An 18,187-nucleotide genomic window follows, 5' to 3' on the forward strand; every position below is an offset into this window, starting at 1 on the left:
AGTTTTGGTGTGTTCAAATGATGTTTGCCGGGGAAATAGAAATGTTATAAATTGTAAAGGAGAATCAGGGATATTTTCCATACTTTATTGACAAGACGGATTTGTTTGTATGATAATTTATGAAAAGGGAATATGGTAAGGGGGCAACTTCGGAAGTAATTACTTGATGATGAACCTGTCATAAGTAGAGAATGTGGAGGAATACATATGGGCCTGGCATCAATCATTATATCAGCAGCAACAAAAGAGATTGCCGGATTTACGGTAATGGGATATCTGACGGAGAAAGCTGCCGATATCGGTACCGGCAAAATCTGGACAGAATTGAAAAAGAGAATAGGCGATAAGCCTGATTCGTTTGAATGCAGGTTATATGGAGCAATCGAGAAAAGTGTTGGGGAATATCTTTGCAAAGGGACTAGTGAAGATGTATCCGCTGCAATTTGCGAATGTATTTTTGATGCGTGGTGCCGGGAAGGGTATTTAACACCTGAGCGGATTGCAAACATACTGCGTCGCTATTCTGCATATGCAAAGCAGAATGATATCCTGGCGTGGTATCGCACTTTTCAGGACCAAATCATAAAAGATGACATCTTGTGTCCTATGTTTATGATGAATAACATACAGCTAAGTGGCGAACTACAAAGGGAACAGGATAAAAAAATAGACCAGGTATTGGCATTGCTGCAGGTTGTTATGAAAGAAAATAGAGAAGAGCAGCAGGAAAAACCGGAATATATATCTGATCCGCCTACGGATATTGATTCATTCTATGTGGACAGAACGATAGATCTGCCCTGCAGGATCCTGGTAACGAGCAGAACCGAAAAGATAGGCGGGCTTTATAGATGTTCCGTAGACCATTTGCCGGAGGAAGACTGCCGGAATATCTTTTATCATTATTATGTGGGAGATCACGATAATCATTACTTAGATAAGATCCTGGGATTAATAGAATATCATACGGTAATGCTTGAGCTTCTGGCAAAGACAGCTAATATGGAAGAAAAAACTCTGCAGGAGTTTTACGAGTTGCTTGTTCAAAAAGGATTCCGTATGAGCAATGAAGAAGTCGGTTCGCATCATCCATTATTGCAATCAGAAAAGAGGGTAACAGAACAATTAAAAATCTTATTTACGATTTCAAAGTGTCGTATCCAAGATAAGGATTTGCTGTGCCAGCTTTCCGTGATACCGGCAATCCCATTCCAATATAAAGCTGTGAGAAATTGGATTGAGATTCAACATAAGTCACAGTTGGAATATCTGGTAAAGACTGGTTGGCTTAAAAGCGACGGAAAGCTTGTTTCAACATATATCATGCATTCTGTTATCGCTTCTGCCATACGGTTTCAGAATGAGGAGCATTTATATGAAAAATGCAGATATGTGATCCATTCCATTACAAAAGAAATGGATTGTGGAGAGCAGGAACATGGTGCAGAAAAGTCTTATTTGATTCCGTTTTCATGGTCCATTTCGGATGTGCTATGGAACCATTTGTGCAATGAACAGGATGCAGAGTTCCTGACAAATCTTGCATATATTTATTATGATATAGGAAACTATGATAATGCGTATCAGTTTTTTCAAAGGGCATTAGAAATAGATGAACGAGTGTCCGGGCCGAATTCCATTACCGTTTCTTCAGATTACTACAATCTTGCAGACGTAAGCTATAATATGTATAAATTTTCAAAATCTCTTTCGTATTTGAGGAAAGCTCTGGCAATCCGTAAAAAATATTATTCGTCCGACGATATTGAAGTTGTTGTGCTTATAAAGTTATTGGCAGGAATATATGTCAAACTGAACCGATCGGATCGCGCTGAAGCACTATATTTCTGGGCAGCAGACAAATTTGAACGGAATCCGGAAACCGATATTCTACAGTTGAGTACACATTACTCCGATATGGCTTCTTTTTTTAGGGAGCGTGGATATCCGGGAGATTACGACAAGGCAAGATCCTATTATCAGAAAGCGGAACGGGGGATGAAGCAGATTTATGGGGACAAGCCTCATCCGGAAATGGCTGCCTTTTATGATGGGTATGCGTTGCTTTATGATAATATGGGAAAATATTCAGGAGCGCTTTCCCTATTTCAAAAAGCTTTAGAAATAAAACAAAAAACATTAAAGAGAGAGCATCCAGACATTGTTCAATCCTATGGAAGTATTGGATTGATCTATTATGAACTTACAGAATATGATAAAGCACTGGATTGTTTAAATGAGGCTTTAGAAATTGCGGATAAAATCTGGCCAGGTCCGTCTTCATTTAAAGCAGATATTTATAATAATCTGGGGCTTGTATACCGGAGTAAAGGAGACTATCCGAAAGCAGAAGATTTGTATGGACGTGCGCTGTGTATAAGAGAAGAGATTTACACACCAGATCACCCGATGGTCCTGGCGACAAAAAATAATATTGCGCAGGTCTATGCCAGTGAAGAAAAGTATAGCGAAGCTATTTCACTGTTTGAAACAGTTATCCGGGAGTACCGTGGAAATTCTACAGAGGATTCGGCATTTCTGGCAACTGTATATGATAACCTGTCAACTGCATACCGGGAAATGGAAAGATACGAAGATGCCATTGGCATATGCACAGAAGGCTTGAATATACGCAAAAATATTTATGGGGAGAGGAGTTTGGATTACGCAATCAGTTTGAATAATCTTGCCCTGATCTATTATGAAATGGGAGCGCTTAATGATGCGGCGGATCTATTTAGTGAGGCGCTGGCAATTAAAAAAGAGACCCTTCCAGAAATACACGGGCAGATCAGTATCGGTTATTTTAATCTGGGCCTTGTGTATGATAAACTCCATAGGGATAATGAAGCACTGGAAAACTACCGGGATTCCATGGAAATAGATAATGAACTGGGAGCATATGAAGATGTTCTGCTGACAGCCGAATATGTTGCCGAGATATATGAAAGGAATGATATGCCGGAAGAAGCAGAAGCATATCGTACACTTTGCAGCGAAGATGATGAGCATTAAAGAGGACAGATAGGAAAGGGTAAGTGATATGGAGCCAATAGCTTTGGCAGGAACATTTATGAAAAAAACGGGTGGCGGCCGTAAACCATCCAAACCGGACTATGATCCGAGTATGGCTCTTCAGAAGCAGATGGACACTGCTGCAGCTCGCTACGGCGCTGATGACCATCCGTCTCTGCAAATGATAGCGAAGGAACTCGATCTTAACCCCAACAAAGTACGCAAGCTTTTAATCACCGCGGGTGTGTACGAGTCTGCTGTAGCTGATAAGGTGCAGGAGGTGTTCTTGCTTCACCAGGCCTCTGGTCTGTCACACACAGATGCGATTGCCGCAACTATGAAGGAGCTGAATCTCTCCAAAGCCTCGGTTACTTCGTATCTGCCCTATGAAAAAGGCGTGTACTTCCCGCAGAAGACGGATCGTGCGAATCTGAGTGTTGGAGCTGAACGAGTGCGCCGGATGAGGAAACGGAAACGTGTTCTTGAAAACTTGCTGGCTGAGCTGAGTGAAGAAGCTCTATGGGAGGCGGTGATTGAATTCCAGGGCTATAAGTTCAGAACATATTCCGGGCTTCCCTTTTCCTACAAGTTGAAGAAGGGGAGAAGCGGAGCGTATACGAAGGAGCTGTTCATCGACAGACGTGAAAGCAGTAAAAGTCTGACGTGGAGTTCCGTTTTACTGGCGTTTGGCAGGATACATGAAGTTGGTGCTGTTGTGAACCGTCCCAAGGCTCTCGGCGATATCCGGGGTGTGACCTACATTTACGGAATGTTCTATCGGTTTGGATTGATCGATGTGCCAGAGAATGTGAAAGAGAAGATTAGTTGAACATGCTTTTATGAACATATATTAAAAGTGACTGAAAATTCAGATAATTTATCCACAAACCATCTTGTAACAGGGGAAGTTTTATGGTACGATAAACACAATAGGGGTATTATACGCTGTTGGAAGGTGGGCGAGGCTGGGCAGAACTGACAGCTTCAGGATGAGGAGATCAGGCAAGTCAGAACTGCCTGGACAGAGTCAGACTGGACGGGAAAGGAGTGTGGATGGAATGGGCATTTATTTAAATAGCCGGAGTGCATATAGTTTATTCCGCAGAGAATACGCATCAACTTATTTTGTGGATAAGACGGATATACTTGCTGAACTTGTGCCTCTGGTGGAACTGGAAGGGAATGAAATGGAAGAAGCTGGTCCTAATCAGGGAAAGGGACCAAAATATGTAGCGATCACCAGACCGCGCCGGTTTGGTAAGACGGTTATGGCTAACATGATCGCTTCTTATTTCGGAAAAGGCGCAGACAGCAGCAGGCTTTTTCGAAATTTGAAAGTTTCAAAGTATGACTGGTATGAAGGACATCTGAATAAACACAATGTCATCCATATTATGTTTAATGAGATGCCAAAAGAAGATAATTCCTATAGTCAGTATATTAATCGTATACAGGAGCTGCTTTTAGACGATTTGACAATGGCATATCCAAATGTGAAAATCAGGGAAACAGATGCCATATGGGATGCTTTGATGAAGGTGCATGAATATTGTGATGGGGAGAAGTTTATTTTTGTGCTGGATGAATGGGATTATATTTACCATCAGGATTTTGCCGCAGATAAAGACAAGGCCAGATTCACGAAATTTTTAAGCAACCTTTTAAAGGATAAAGCCTATGTGGAGATGGCATATATGACGGGTATCTTGCCGATTGCAAAATATTCCAGCGGTTCGGAATTGAATATGTTTTTTGAATACTCTATGGCCACCAGAGTAAAATACAGTGAATATTTCGGTTTTACCGATGAGGAAGTGGATGCTCTGTATCAGAGGTATCTGGAGACAGAGCCAGATCCGGCTGTGACCCGTGAGGGATTGGAACTGTGGTATGACGGATATCAGACGGCAGGCGGGCAAAAGTTGTATAACCCCAGGTCTGTAGTCGGTGCGCTTAGTGACAACCAGTTGGGAAGCTACTGGACGAGCTCGGGCCCTTATGATGAGATATTCTATTATATAGGTGCCAATACGGATGCTGTCAAGGATGATATTGCCGCTATGGTAGCGGATAATCCGGTTCCGGCAAGAGTACAGGAATATGCCGCAACATCGATGGAGCTGGAAACAAAAGATGAGATATTCTCAGCGATGGTAGTGTATGGTTTTCTGAATTATAAGGACGGGTACGTTTCCATCCCGAACAAAGAGTTGATGGATAAGTTTGCGGAGGTGGTACAGCGGGAGCCTTCTTTGGGAAATGTATATAAGCTGACAAAAGAATCGGGGCGGATGCTCGCAGCGACGAAAGCCGGCGATACAAAAACCATGACGGAGCTGATGGAGTACGCGCATAATACGCACAGCCCGCTGCAGACATACAGCAATGAGGCGGAGCTGGCGTCTATTATCCGGTGGGTATATCTGAAAGCACTGGATTCCTATCGTATTGAACGCGAGGACAAAGCGGGTCTTGGCTATGTTGACTTTATCTTTTATCCGTTCGTAAAAAACGAGGATTGTATTATTATTGAGTTAAAAGTGAACCACACAGCGGACGAAGCGATCCGGCAAATCAAGGACCGTCAGTATGCGCTCCGGTTTGAAGGGCGCTGTGCGCCAGTGGCGCACGTTTTAGCGCCGACCGAAGCGAAGCGTAGAAAGTTCGGGGAGAATCCGGAATACACGGGACGTATCCTTGCGGTGGGGATTGCCTATAACAAGGATGATGAGGATAAACGACATGAGTGCAAGGTGGAGGTTCTGCGGGAGAGGCTAAAGTAAGGGAAGGATGCTGAAGAATGATAAAGTACAAAGCTTCTGAACGTAAAGTTGATTTATATGATATCGGAGATGGATTGACGTTAATGAACATCATTCTGAAAAATCAGGATGGGCAGATGAGGTCAATAGATACCTATATCGGAGCAGACAGAAATGGCTTTTCATGTGTAGGTCATACAGAGGGACTGGATGAACCTGGAGTTATTTTCAGCTATCCGGGATATGTCAGGATGATTGAAGCAAATCTATCGTATTACCTGAATGCTTTTTTCAATAACATCAAGTAAGAAAGGGTAGCCTGGCTGAAATGTCAGGTTATTTATTCCCGAGAGCAACGAGCCAGACAGATGTAGAAGAGGCTGGTGCGCTGTTGATTATTGGTTAGCATGATTTGCCTTGTAGAAGGCTGAAGGAAGTAAAGGGGGAAGGACAGAAACAGAACCTATGCTGCAGATTTTTAATTACAATGCCGGAAGGGGCGACTGTATGCGCCTGCGATATGTCGGCGCATCTGGAAATTTTCGCAATATTATAATAGATACGGGCGTTATGCGCTTTGGAAACAGGCTTGCCGGTATCTGCGCAGAGATGTCTGCTGCCGGAGAGTGTGTTGATGCGCTTATACTGACGCATGTGGATGACGACCATATTGGAGGACTGCTCAGTAATCTGCGCAGGAATGAAAACTTGCCGGTTACAGAAGTGTGGATGAATCACGGGGATGTGATTTCCGGCCAGACAGAATTATCTGTCCGGCAAAACGATGAAGTATATACGAGACTGATAAAATGCGGTATACCTGTAAAACCGGCTGTGGCAGGCAATACTTTTGAAACAGATGGTGCGGTGTTTCGGATTTTGTGGCCGGTGGAATCTGCGCTGCACAGAGAGAAGAATGTGCAGGATTCTGTACCGCTTGGCAGGACATCAGATTATGGATATAGCTTCCGGGAGCTGATGGCTCTCCCGATAAAATACAGCGATACAAGTGTAAACAATCATGCCAGTATTGTATTTGAATTTATTTACCGTGACTGCAGGATGCTATTTACGGGAGATGCATGGTCAGCGGATGTGCTGGCAAACATCAAAGATGGAAACTATGACCTGGTTAAACTGCCGCATCATGGCTCGGTAAAAAATATTTCCGAGGAGTGGAGCGGCAGAGTCAATTGCAGAAATTACATAATCTGCACGGAAGGTCTCCGGCATCCGGACAAGCAGACGATTGCAAAACTGCTCAAATGGTATGGGAATATAAATATCTATGGATCTGTGAACTGGTGGAGCAGATTTTTAACAGAGGAAGATCAAAAATATAAGGTACATTTTGTGGAGGGGGAAGAGATTTTATGGGAGACACCGGTATGAGGCTGCTGGAAGATCTGGAATGGAGGACGCAGGAGTATTCTGCACTTATTACGGATGCAAGGAGAACTTCATGCGGCAGCGGTGTTTTATACTATTCCGGAAATGGCTCTATGTTCTTCGTGTTTACCTGCGCACATGTGCTGGAAGCGCTGACAGACCCGATTGAGGTTCACTTTTTGCTCCCGATAGACAGACAAAAGGAAGACTATCGGGAGTGTTGTATTTTTGCGGGGCGTGAACAGGTTGTATATTCTCCGATTGATGAAATAACAGAAACAGGAAATATTAAAAAGCATTCTGTTGATGCGGCTGTCATCTATCTAAAGAAAGATGACGCATTGCCGTTGGAAGCAACGCCTTATCTGATCGCAGAGGCAAGAAAAGGCGATAAGGTTTTTTCACAGGGTTTTCCAGGTGGGATAAAGCAGGGAATTCCACTGCTGGAAATAATGGATACGACACGTGGAACCGTTCTTCATAGTCTGTCGGATAGAAGAGAATTTACCTTCAGAGCGGAAGATGGATATCTTGATCAGGGCAACAGAGTTTATGAGCTGGAAGGCTTTTTCGGAGCGCCTGTCTGGCATGGAGAAGAGGAGAATTTCAGCGTTTTGGGACTGCTATCGTCTGGCGAGGGAGAAACGGTGTATCGCGGCAGGGTGTCGTCAGTAAAAATGGGGATAATAAGAAGTATTATGAAAAACCATTTTAATATACTGCTTGAAACCCGGATTATCGGGATTCCGGAAGAGGACGTTGCATGTGGGAAAACGCAGCTTCTATATGATGGGACAACCCGGCTTCCGCAAAAACAGAGTATGTACGACGACTGGCTTGGCATGCAGACGGAAAAAGTGCGTGCTTACATAGATGATATAAAATTCCAGAAGGCGATAGCTTTTGCAAAGGAAACGATGCTGGACGAGCGGTTCGACCAGTGCAGCGCGCATATGATAAAACATCACATGCAGCATATGCTTTACTGCTTTGAAGCATGTTATCTGGATGATGAATATCATATTCTTGAAGAAGAGATGAGGCAACGGGGACTTTTAAAGGGGCATGATCCGCTGCGGTGGCTGACTTACAATTTTGGAAAAAAGAATTATAAAGAAACGATGGAATATGCCAAAAAAATTTTGGGAGATGGCACAGACAGCGAGAATGTACGTATACTGGCGGAAGTGTTTTATGATCTCGGAAGAGCGTATGAAGAAAATGCCGCGGCGGAAGATACGCTGGGGCATATGGTCGATGAGCACGAGAATCTGAAACTGGAGATTACCGAGCCGGATGAAGAAGCATTAATTTATCAGATGATAGGATTTGTATATGGGGAGCGCTATAAACAATACACCAGGTCTGTTCGCTGCCTGAACCGTGCTTATCGGATCGGGAGCGATTATGCAGTGCTGGAAAGTCTGGCGTGCGCATACTATTTTCTGGCAATCCAGGAGGCGACAAGGGAGGATGGTACGGTAGATACGGAGCGTATAAACCGTGCTGCCTTATATAAGGCACGGGAGTGTTTTCTGATTATTTTGGAAAAAGCGGATGAATTATATTTATCAGCGATATTGAAGAGGGAAGGATGCGTGTTATTTAACACGTTCTTTTTCCTGCAGGATACATATCGGATAATAACGATTTATCCGCTCCTGAAAAAATATGGACCGTTATTTGGAGAAATCGATCAGCGCGACCTTGAGCTGAAGTATGCAAGAACTTTATGCCAGGGTGGAAAAATAGACTTATCTGTTTTTTCTGCCTTGTCGGAAGCGGATAAAGTGCTTATTGACAGCCTGGGTGCGATGAATGAAATGATGCGGACATTTGAGTTTAAAAATCCGGCAATGCTTAAAAGAACGCAATGTCTGGAGAGGGATATGCAGCGCCTGATTGCTGCTGTCGAGAATAATATAGAGAAAATCGACCAGAGAGAGCGGATGGCTGTTGTGGCGATGCTGATGAATCTATATGGATGGGGAAGACGTATCTTTGGCTGGAACGTGACGGCTGACATGGAAAGACATCTGGTATTTATCAGAGCGGAAGGGAATGAGAAAGCGATAACTGCTTTTGAAAACTTTCTGTTTGAAAATAGTCATACGGTTGAAGAAGCAGAAGCAAAAGTGGTGGAAAGCTGGAAAAATAATCCATCTCTGGAATTATGGCTGGAAATTCTTCAATTCTATAAAAGAAACTGGATGCTGGAGAAAGCGGATGCCATGTTTCGGGATCTGTTTGAAAACCATGCGGAATATGTGAAGGATGAACCGGAATATGCCTACAGAGCATATATTGATTATATCATTCAGTATCGGCGTGATATAAAGGAAGCACTGAGATTTTTTTCTGTACATAAAAATGAGATGCAGGATAAAAATATCAGGATCTTCTGGGAGCATGAATTAATGCTGTATACGAATTCCTTTAATCATCCGGAGCGTTTTGAGGAGGAACGGATATCCTTCGTTGAGGAGGGGTTACTTCTGCCTCAGGAGTATCATCGTGTGGCGCTGATTGCATATATGTGCAACCTGAATGCGAAAAAAGCATGGGAGCATTTTAATGCAGATAATGCATTTTTCGGCATTCTTGCACAGTCTAAGGGCAGTACGTATCTGACGAGAGAAGGAGCCATGTTTTTGATCTGGCAGCGAAAATACCCTCCGCACAGAGAGACGACCTGGAATGGAATGCTGGAAACAAGGGTTAATAGTGTAAAGGATACTTACAGGAGAGAAAACTGGCATGTGCGGGTGCAGGCAATAAAAAAGAAACTTGATTTTGATGTCAACAGATGCATTGCGATAGATGCGTGGGGTTTATATATGATTGCGATAGAGGACAAGCTGGATACGTTAGAGCAATTTGATAATGTTTATATTACGCACAGCTCTGTCTCAAGAATGCTGGAGGAAATGTGCCATTATGAAAACCGATATCTGGAGAGTATCATTGCCTATCTGGAAATACTCTCCAATGTAAAACTGCAGTCACCGGATTTTGAACATCAGTTATTGGTAAGAGAAAGGGCGGAATATTATGAACAGTGCAGCACGGTAGCGCTGGCACTGGAGCTGGGATGTCCTGCGGTGGTTGGAGAACCGATGCTTGATAATGACATGATAGTTAATTTTAAAAATATGATCATTAGACCATGTGATTATGATTTGTTAAAATAGAAAAGAGTCTGCGTTTCAAAAGGCAGGCGCTATCTGTTTCCAAAGCTGGGATATGCTGCATATGCTGATAGGGTAACCTAAGTATTTGGAGGTAAACTATGGCAGGCATTGCAGATGTCAGCGCGCTGATCCGGTCGCGTGAGGGGAGAAATTCCTACACGCAGAGCTATCTGCGCGAGAATGTTTTTGATGGATATTCGGACTGCTCGTCTCTGGTGTGGAAATGCTATGAGCGTGGTCTCGGCATCTTCGTCGGCACGTGGACCGGCGAGCAGATCGACAAAGGAACACTGGTATTGAAAAATACAGACGCCAGCAGGAAGAGCCTTTCGAAAAAGGATCTTGTAAAGATGCAGGAGGGGGATCTTGTGTTCTGGGGGCCGTCCCGCTACGATTCCCGTCATGTGGAGTATTATATGGGAAACGGCGAGCTTTCGGGACATGGGGCTGGCATTGGCCCCGTGCGAAAAAAGGCGACCGAGTACCGCCACACCTACCAGCTTCTGGAGGTGCGCCGTTATGTAAAGAGCGGCGGTCAGACGTCTGGCGGCAGCGATCCGGCGGACAGAAAAGAGCTGTTCCGCGGCAGATGTGTGGCGGACGATGTAAACGTGCGCGTCTGGGCGGGGACGGACTATGAAAACATTAAGAGTTATCCGAAGCTCTATGCGGGCGATATCGTGGAGGTAATCGACTACACACAGAAGGACAAATACGGCGAGGACTGGTATTATGTGCGCCTTGGCGGAAAATATTACGGCTTTGTGAAAGCGGAATTTATTATGAAGATCTGAATATAATGCATCAAAAAAGCCGGAAATACGCGGATACAGCGTTTTCCGGCTTTTGCAGCAGATAACGGGAATCGAACCCGCCTCCCCAGCTTGGGAAGCTGGTGTTCTACCAATGAACTATATCTGCACAGAGATTCGGTACTCTGACAGTATAGCGCATATTTTTTTTATTTGCAAGAGAAAATTGCAAGTTTTTCAAAACAGAGAAAATTGCAAGTTTTTCAAAACCTCAGTCCCGGTCGTCCCGGTTATAGAACCGTTTGCTTTCTTCCTTTATACGTTCGCGGAGCTTCTGACGTTCCTCGGAAAGACGCGCCTGGATAGCGTCTGTGCGCGCCTGCATGAAGGGGTAAGCGTCCAGGATACGTCTGTGCAGCATCGATTTCTGGGAGAGGATCTGACGGATCTCCCGGCTGATCTGTTCGGTGTTGTCTCCCGTGCTCGCCTCACCGACGCGGCGCACCATAGAGGTGACGATGTGGGAGAGCACATAATCCGTTGCCAGCAATATCAGAAAACAGATGCAGATGGCGTACAGCGCTGTTTTTGGAATACGCGCGAACAGGCGGAAAAGCGCCGGAGCGACCAGCTTTACGATCAGCACGCCGCCGATGCCAAACAGCACGCAGTTTCCGATCCAGATGCGTCCCTCCAGATTCATCGGGCGCGAGCTGTAGTCCCACCAGCGGGCATGGAAAACCTTTTCCATGTACCAGCTCACGAAATATTCCAGTGCGCTGCAGAAAAAGAAGCTGATGAGGAACGCTTCAAGGTAACTGCAGTCGCTGCCCGCCGTGAGATGAACGGCCGCTGTGACGAGTACTGCGCCTGCACCGTAAATCGGGCAGTAAGGTCCGATAAGGAAGCCGCGGTTAATGAAGCGGTGGAACTGTATGTATTTCAGTGTGACCTCCATGATCCAGCCGGCGACCGAAAATACCATGAAAAGTAAAATAAAGTAGCAGAGTAGTTCGATAGACGGAGCGTGTGTCTGTAATTCCATAAAAATCTCCTTTTTGAAAATTGTAAGTCTTTTACAGTTTACCATAGATTTTTCAGAAAAGCTATACTAACGCGATGCATAGAAACGGAAATTTTAGGAATACTTTTTATAGAACAGACAGGAGGTGTTAGGATGGCAAACAGAGGACTCGATTATACAGCGCTTGTAATTTCCGTAATTGGGGCAATCAACTGGGGTCTGATCGGAATTTTCCGGCTGGATCTGGTGAGATGGATTTTTGGGGATATGACCTGGATATCCAGACTGATCTATGTGCTGGTCGGTCTCAGCGGGCTGTATCTTCTGAGCTTTTTCGGAAGAGTCGGCAGCAGCGACGAAGTGCACGCATAGGATTCCGGTCATCGGAGCCTGACGGGACTGGCTTTAGCAGATTCATGTATCGACGAACGCCCCTTTCTGTGTTATGATAAAGAAAAGATTATCATAAACGACGGAAAGGGGTATTTTCAATGGGAAATCCCTCAGAAAATAAATCAGACAGAAAAAACGGGCGTCTGTGCATTGGCATCCTTGCGCATGTGGACGCGGGCAAGACCACCCTGGCGGAGAGCATACTGTACCGGCAGGGAAGCATCCGCACCATGGGCAGGGTAGATCACGGCGACGCTTTTCTTGATACCTATGAGCTGGAGCGGGCGCGCGGCATTACGATTTTTGCAAAGCAGGCGCTGTTTTCGCTGGGCGACAAGGAGGTGACGTTGCTGGACACGCCTGGGCATGTCGATTTTTCAGCGGAGATGGAGCGCACCCTGCAGGTGCTGGACTACGCGGTGTTGGTGATCAGCGGTGCGGACGGTGTGCAGGGGCATGTGCAGACGCTGTGGCGCCTTTTAAAGCAGTATCAGATTCCCGCTTTTTTGTTCGTCAACAAAATGGATCAGCCGGGAACCGACCGGGATCATTTGATGGAGGAACTGAAGAGCCGTCTGGATGAGCGATGCGTGGATTTTGGCGAGGCATGGGAGAAGCTGCGGGAAAATCTGGCGGTCTGCGATGAAGCGCTGATGGAGAGCTATCTGGAGGGCAGAGAAATCAATGAGGAGGATATCTGTACACTGATCCGGGAAAGAAACGTGTTTCCCTGCTATTTTGGCTCTGCGCTTCGGGGTGAGGGCGTGGGGGAATTTCTGGAAGGACTTTCTGAATATACCGATTATCCGGTCTATCCGGAGGAATTCGGAGCGAAGGTTTTTAAAATTTCCAGAGACGCTCAGGGAAACCGTCTGACACATATGAAGATAACGGGAGGGGCTCTGAAGGTGAAAATGCCGCTTGTAACCGGAAAGGATGAAGCCGGGGAGATCCTGGAAAAGGTGGATCAGATACGGCTGTATTCCGGCGCAGGCTACCAGACAGTGAGCGAAGCGGCGGCAGGAAGCGTCTGCGCAGTCACCGGACTGAACCATACGCTGCCAGGTGACGGCCTTGGCTGTCAGAAAAACAGCGGCGAGACATTTCTGGAACCGGTGCTTCAGTATAGGGTGCTGCTTCCGGAGGGCTGCGATGTGCACGGCGCGCTTTTAAAAATGCGCCAGTTGGAGGAGGAAGAGCCGACCTTACGTATTCTATGGAACGAGTCCGCGCAGGAAATCCATGTGAAGGTTATGGGCGAAATCCAGACGGAAATCTTAAAAAGCATGATTTTGGAGCGCTTTGGTCTGGACGTTTCGTTCGGCGCCGGAAGCATTGTCTATAAAGAAACGATCTGCGATGCGGTGGAGGGGATCGGTCATTTTGAGCCTCTGCGTCATTATGCGGAGGTGCATCTTTTGCTGGAGCCGCTGAAAGCCGGGAGCGGTATGATCTTTGATACCGCCTGCAGCGAGGATGCGCTGGACCGGAACTGGCAGCGTCTGATCCTCACCAATCTGCAGGAGAAAGCTCATCGGGGCGTTTTGACCGGGGCGGAGATCACGGATATGAAAATTACGCTGTTATCCGGGCGGGCGCACTTAAAGCACACGGAGGGCGGCGATTTCCGGCAGGCAGTCTACCGGGCGGTGCGCCAGGGATTGATGAACGCAGAAAGCATGCTTTTGGAGCCGGTCTATGAGTTTCGGCTGGAGGTGCCCACGGACGCGGTGGGACGTGCCATGGCGGATATCACGCGGATGCATGGGACGTTTGAGGGACCCGAAACGCAGGGAGCTGTGGCGGTGCTGACCGGAAGCGCGCCGGTTGCAGCCATGCAGGATTACCAGAAGGAGGTTGTCGCTTACACGAAAGGCTGCGGACGCCTCTTCTGCAGTCTAAAGGGTTACGAGCCGTGCCATAACCAGGAGGATGTTATCGCTGCTGTCGGGTACGATCCCGATGCGGATACGGACAACCCCAGCGGCTCAGTGTTCTGCGCGCACGGCGCAGGCTTTTATGTGCCGTGGGATAAGGTGCCGGACTATATGCACCTGGAGCGGGCTTATCAGCCGAAGCGTCAGCCTGAGAGCGAAGAACGGCAGAACGAGGGGACGGACTATGCGGCAGCCGGGCGCAAACTACAGTCCTCTCTGGCGATGGATCAGGAGCTGGAGGAGATTTTCACCAGAACCTACGGCACCGGAAAAGAGGCCCGCAGCGGTTGGGGACGCAGCCGTTTTGCCCCGGCGCGCACGGTGGATTCCGTTAATGCAAAAAGGACGCGCAGGGAGCCGCCAAAAGAAGAGTATCTGCTGGTGGACGGTTATAATATCATTTTTGCCTGGGAAGAGCTGCGTGAGCTTGCGCGCATCAATATCGAGAGTGCCCGCGGCAGGCTGATGGATATTTTGTGCAATTATCAGGGCTTCCGAAAAAGTACAGTTATTCTGGTGTTTGACGCCTACAAGGTGGAGGGCGGAACCGGCTCTGTGCAGAAGTATCACAATATTTATGTGGTGTATACCAGAGAGGCGGAGACGGCGGACCAGTATATTGAAAAAGCGGTGCATAAGATCAACCCGCAGCACCATGTGACTGTGGCGACATCGGACGCGCTGGAGCAGATGATCATCTGGGGCGCGGGGGCTTCCCGTATGTCGGCGGCAGGGCTTTTAGAAGAGATCGATGCGGCGAGCACCGAGATACGCAGGGATTATCTCGGCGGCCAGAAAAGTACCGGAGAGAAGCTGTTTGATAAGCTGCCGGAGGATCTGGCGAAGCTGATGGAGGATATCCGCCTTGGCAGAAAAAGTTTGTAAAAGCGGGCAGAAGCGTCCCACGCTGGCGATGCACATTGGAAGCGGTGATTTTCTACATTCAAAAGAAAGGAAGAGGAATATGAGACAGGAAATTTTGGAGTACAACAAACAATTTGTGGCAAACAGAGAATACGAAAAATATCGTGCAGGGAAATATCCGGAGAAGAAGCTGGCAATTCTGTCCTGCATGGATACCCGCCTGACGGAGCTGCTTCCTGCGGCGCTAGGGCTGAAAAACGGCGACGCCAAGATTATCAAAAATGCTGGCGCGGTAGTTACCCATCCGTTCGGGAGCGTCGTGCGCAGTCTTCTGGTGGCGATCGTCGAGCTTGGTGTGGAGGAGGTTATGGTGATCGGACATACTGACTGCGGCGTGCAGCATATCGACGCGGATCTGATCCTCGGACATCTGCAGCAGCGCGGCATTTCCATGGGGCGGATCGAGATGCTCAAATATGCCGGAGTGGACTTTGAAAAGTGGCTGTGCGGCTTCAATACCATCCGGGAGTCGGTGGAGGACACCGTGCAGACGCTGCGCGAGCATCCGCTGATTCCCAAGGATGTGACGATCACCGGCTATATCATGAACACCGAGACAGGAGAGCTGTATCCGGTGGTGGAGTAAGGAAGGAAGGGCTGAAGGGTGGACGTGTGACGAAATATGTCGAATGTTTACGATGAAATGTTCTTGATTATGCGAATCGGATAAAGCTATAATAGCTGTAATGATTGGAAATAATTGGAGGACAGACTGTTGGAAAAATTACATGTTGCAATCGCAGACGACAATGAGAGAATGGTGCAGCTGCTCGACAGCATTGTCAGCAGCGATAAAGATTTAGAAGTAGTGGGGAGAGCCGGAAACGGCGAGGACCTTGTAAATATTATCCGGCAGAAGGAACCGGACGTTGTGCTTCTCGACATTATTATGCCAAAGGTGGATGGACTGAGTGTGATGCAGAAAGTCAACCAGGATAACGGGATCAAGAAGCGCCCGGCGTTTATTGTGATCACGGCGATCGGGCAGGAAAAGATTACTGAGGATGCCTTTGAACTCGGCGCTGATTATTACATATTAAAGCCGTTTGACAATGAGATGGTGCTGAACCGGATCAAGCATGTCCGCAAGGAACGCGAGCGTAATTTTGCGGAGGTGCGCAAGGTGAACGCCTACGAGAGCAAGAGCGAGTACATGGAACGCAATCTGGAGACGGACGTCACAAACATCATCCACGAGATCGGCGTTCCGGCGCACATCAAGGGCTATCAATATCTGCGGGATGCAATCATCATGTCGGTGAACGATATGGAGATGCTTAATTCCATCACCAAGATTCTGTACCCGATGATCGCGAAGAGGCACCAGACGACGCCGAGCCGCGTGGAGCGCGCCATCCGTCATGCGATCGAGGTGGCGTGGAGCCGCGGAAAGATGGATACCATTGACGAGCTGTTCGGCTACACGGTGAACGGCGGGAAGGGCAAGCCGACGAATTCGGAATTTATCGCACTGATCGCCGACAAGGTGCGCCTGGAGTACAAGAACCGCTAGAAAAGACATACAAAAGAGAATGGAGCTTAAAATATGGTAGCAGTTTATTTGTCGCCGCTGTACATGCTCTGGAACATTGTCCAGCTTGTCTGGATCATGCGCTGGATGCAGGCGTGCCACGGGATTTTCCGGACGGTGGCGGCGCGGACGATTGTGGTACTTGTTTATATGTTTTTTGCAATGAGCCTGCTGGTTGCCTTCTTTCTGCCGGCTTCCAGGCTGCAGCGGGTGATGAAGCTGATCAGCAATTATTGGCTCGGCGTGCTGCTTTATATGACGATGACGATCGGTGTGGCGCTGATTCTGCATTTTATCCTGTACCGGATCTCTTTTGGAAAAAAGGCGCTGCTGTTTTCCAGGGGAGGTTCGGTGATCACCGGGGCAGTCTGTGCGGTGATTGTGATTGCGGTGAGCATTTACGGAATGATAAACGCGCGCACGATCCGCATGACGCGCTATGAGGTGACGGTTGACAAGCCCTGTGAGGGACTAAAGCATCCGCTTCGCATTGCGCTGGTGGCGGATCTGCATCTCGGCTACAACATCAGCAACGGCAGCATGAAAACGATGGTGGAAAAAATCAATGCCGAAAATCCCGATCTGGTGGTGATCGCCGGGGACATTTTCGACAATCAGTATGAGGCGCTGGAGGATCCCGAAGAGCTGGCGCAGATCCTCTCAGGGCTTCAGAGCAGATACGGGGTTTACGCCTGCTATGGAAACCATGATATCGAGGAGCCAATTCTGGCGGGCTTTACATTTGCCTCGAAGGAGAAAAAGCAGAGCGATCCGCGCATGGATGCGCTGCTTAAAAAGGCGGATATAAAGCTTCTGCGGGATGAGGGCGTGCTGATTGACGATCTGTTTTACGTGTACGGCAGACCGGACTATGAGCGCCCGGGGCGCGGCATTGAGGTGCGCAAAACGCCTGCGGAGATTACAGCGGATATGGACAAATCCAAGCCGATCCTGGTGATTGACCACGAGCCGCGCGAGCTGCAGGAGCTTGCCGACGCAGGCGTGGATCTTGACCTTAGCGGTCACACCCACGACGGACAGGTATTCCCGGCAAATATCATTACAGACCTTAAGTGGGAAAACTCCTGCGGTGATCTGAAAAAAGACAATATGTACAGTATCGTCACCTCCGGCATCGGTGTGTTCGGTCCGTTCATGCGGGTGGGGACGAAATCAGAAATCTGCATCATAGATGTAGACTTTGCGAACGGCGTGTAAATAGCGCCGTTTTTTTGTTGCTCTTTTTATAGAATGGAGTTATACTTAAAT

13 protein-coding genes and 1 tRNA gene are annotated in these 18,187 nt (G+C 47.3%); 12 read left to right on the forward strand and 2 right to left on the reverse strand.

Annotated features, from left to right (window positions below):
- The first annotated feature begins 207 nt into the window (after positions 1-207).
- The 7 genes from ACLU9Q_RS09870 to ACLU9Q_RS09900 all read left to right on the forward strand — a co-directional run bounded on the left by ACLU9Q_RS09870 (position 208) and on the right by ACLU9Q_RS09900 (position 11,151).
- On the forward strand, positions 208-3,015 hold the full coding sequence (locus ACLU9Q_RS09870) for a tetratricopeptide repeat protein (protein ID WP_412625150.1): 2,808 nt from the start codon (positions 208-210) through the stop codon (positions 3,013-3,015).
- A gap of 58 nt (positions 3,016-3,073) precedes the next feature.
- Positions 3,074-3,844 carry a hypothetical protein gene (locus ACLU9Q_RS09875; protein WP_412625151.1) on the forward strand — a complete coding sequence of 257 codons (771 nt, stop codon included), beginning with the start codon at positions 3,074-3,076 and terminating at the stop codon, positions 3,842-3,844.
- A gap of 229 nt (positions 3,845-4,073) precedes the next feature.
- A complete protein-coding gene (locus ACLU9Q_RS09880; protein WP_412625152.1) occupies positions 4,074-5,798 on the forward strand; it encodes an AAA family ATPase in 1,725 nt (574 codons plus the stop codon).
- A 17-nt stretch (positions 5,799-5,815) separates the two neighbouring features.
- Positions 5,816-6,085 (forward strand): hypothetical protein, encoded by a 270-nt coding sequence (locus ACLU9Q_RS09885; RefSeq protein WP_006864065.1) that lies wholly within the window; start codon positions 5,816-5,818, stop codon positions 6,083-6,085.
- A 157-nt stretch (positions 6,086-6,242) separates the two neighbouring features.
- Positions 6,243-7,169: a ComEC/Rec2 family competence protein gene (locus ACLU9Q_RS09890; RefSeq protein WP_296835941.1), complete on the forward strand. Its 927-nt coding sequence runs from the start codon at positions 6,243-6,245 to the stop codon at positions 7,167-7,169.
- Entirely contained in the window at positions 7,166-10,357 is a 3,192-nt protein-coding gene (locus ACLU9Q_RS09895) for a hypothetical protein (protein ID WP_412625154.1), read from the forward strand. Before ACLU9Q_RS09890 ends, ACLU9Q_RS09895 begins: the two co-directional genes overlap by 4 nt.
- Before the next feature lie 98 nt (positions 10,358-10,455).
- Positions 10,456-11,151 carry an NlpC/P60 family protein gene (locus ACLU9Q_RS09900; RefSeq protein ID WP_296906269.1) on the forward strand — a complete coding sequence of 232 codons (696 nt, stop codon included), beginning with the start codon at positions 10,456-10,458 and terminating at the stop codon, positions 11,149-11,151.
- 56 nt (positions 11,152-11,207) lie between these two features.
- Here ACLU9Q_RS09900 and ACLU9Q_RS09905 read toward each other — a convergent pair.
- Together ACLU9Q_RS09905 and ACLU9Q_RS09910 are read right to left on the reverse strand one after the other, a co-directional pair.
- Positions 11,208-11,278, reverse strand: a tRNA-Gly gene (locus tag ACLU9Q_RS09905).
- A gap of 102 nt (positions 11,279-11,380) precedes the next feature.
- Positions 11,381-12,154, reverse strand: a complete 774-nt coding sequence (locus ACLU9Q_RS09910; protein WP_302592841.1) for a putative ABC transporter permease — start codon at positions 12,152-12,154, stop codon at positions 11,381-11,383.
- Between the two features lie 132 nt (positions 12,155-12,286).
- On the opposite strand from ACLU9Q_RS09910, the gene ACLU9Q_RS09915 reads away from it, so the two are divergent.
- From ACLU9Q_RS09915 to ACLU9Q_RS09935, 5 genes are all read left to right on the forward strand, one after another.
- Positions 12,287-12,505 (forward strand): DUF378 domain-containing protein, encoded by a 219-nt coding sequence (locus ACLU9Q_RS09915; RefSeq protein WP_296835928.1) that lies wholly within the window; start codon positions 12,287-12,289, stop codon positions 12,503-12,505.
- A gap of 119 nt (positions 12,506-12,624) precedes the next feature.
- Positions 12,625-15,348 (forward strand): translation factor GTPase family protein, encoded by a 2,724-nt coding sequence (locus ACLU9Q_RS09920; RefSeq protein ID WP_302592843.1) that lies wholly within the window; start codon positions 12,625-12,627, stop codon positions 15,346-15,348.
- A gap of 79 nt (positions 15,349-15,427) precedes the next feature.
- Positions 15,428-15,973: a beta-class carbonic anhydrase gene (locus ACLU9Q_RS09925; RefSeq protein WP_302592844.1), complete on the forward strand. Its 546-nt coding sequence runs from the start codon at positions 15,428-15,430 to the stop codon at positions 15,971-15,973.
- 129 nt (positions 15,974-16,102) lie between these two features.
- Positions 16,103-16,900: a sporulation transcription factor Spo0A gene (gene spo0A, locus ACLU9Q_RS09930; RefSeq protein WP_302592845.1), complete on the forward strand. Its 798-nt coding sequence runs from the start codon at positions 16,103-16,105 to the stop codon at positions 16,898-16,900.
- A 33-nt stretch (positions 16,901-16,933) separates the two neighbouring features.
- The gene (locus tag ACLU9Q_RS09935; protein WP_302592846.1) at positions 16,934-18,136 is read left to right on the forward strand and encodes a metallophosphoesterase; all 1,203 of its coding nucleotides are present in this window, start codon (positions 16,934-16,936) and stop codon (positions 18,134-18,136) included.
- Positions 18,137-18,187: the final 51 nt, after the last annotated feature.

The organism is Marvinbryantia sp. (genome assembly GCF_047017445.1).
GTDB lineage: Bacteria > Bacillota > Clostridia > Lachnospirales > Lachnospiraceae > Marvinbryantia.

Excerpts from the sequence above, each read along its gene's own strand:
- ACLU9Q_RS09870 (WP_412625150.1), top strand. The coding sequence starts at position 208 with ATGGGCCTGGCATCAATCATTATATCAGCAGCAACAAAAGAGATTGCC.
- ACLU9Q_RS09875 (WP_412625151.1), top strand. The coding sequence starts at position 3,074 with ATGAAAAAAACGGGTGGCGGCCGTAAACCATCCAAACCGGACTATGAT.
- ACLU9Q_RS09880 (WP_412625152.1), top strand. The coding sequence starts at position 4,074 with ATGGGCATTTATTTAAATAGCCGGAGTGCATATAGTTTATTCCGCAGA.
- ACLU9Q_RS09885 (WP_006864065.1), top strand. The coding sequence starts at position 5,816 with ATGATAAAGTACAAAGCTTCTGAACGTAAAGTTGATTTATATGATATC.
- ACLU9Q_RS09890 (WP_296835941.1), top strand. The coding sequence starts at position 6,243 with ATGCTGCAGATTTTTAATTACAATGCCGGAAGGGGCGACTGTATGCGC.
- ACLU9Q_RS09895 (WP_412625154.1), top strand. The coding sequence starts at position 7,166 with ATGAGGCTGCTGGAAGATCTGGAATGGAGGACGCAGGAGTATTCTGCA.
- ACLU9Q_RS09900 (WP_296906269.1), top strand. The coding sequence starts at position 10,456 with ATGGCAGGCATTGCAGATGTCAGCGCGCTGATCCGGTCGCGTGAGGGG.
- ACLU9Q_RS09910 (WP_302592841.1), bottom strand. The coding sequence starts at position 12,154 with ATGGAATTACAGACACACGCTCCGTCTATCGAACTACTCTGCTACTTT.
- ACLU9Q_RS09915 (WP_296835928.1), top strand. The coding sequence starts at position 12,287 with ATGGCAAACAGAGGACTCGATTATACAGCGCTTGTAATTTCCGTAATT.
- ACLU9Q_RS09920 (WP_302592843.1), top strand. The coding sequence starts at position 12,625 with ATGGGAAATCCCTCAGAAAATAAATCAGACAGAAAAAACGGGCGTCTG.
- ACLU9Q_RS09925 (WP_302592844.1), top strand. The coding sequence starts at position 15,428 with ATGAGACAGGAAATTTTGGAGTACAACAAACAATTTGTGGCAAACAGA.
- ACLU9Q_RS09935 (WP_302592846.1), top strand. The coding sequence starts at position 16,934 with ATGGTAGCAGTTTATTTGTCGCCGCTGTACATGCTCTGGAACATTGTC.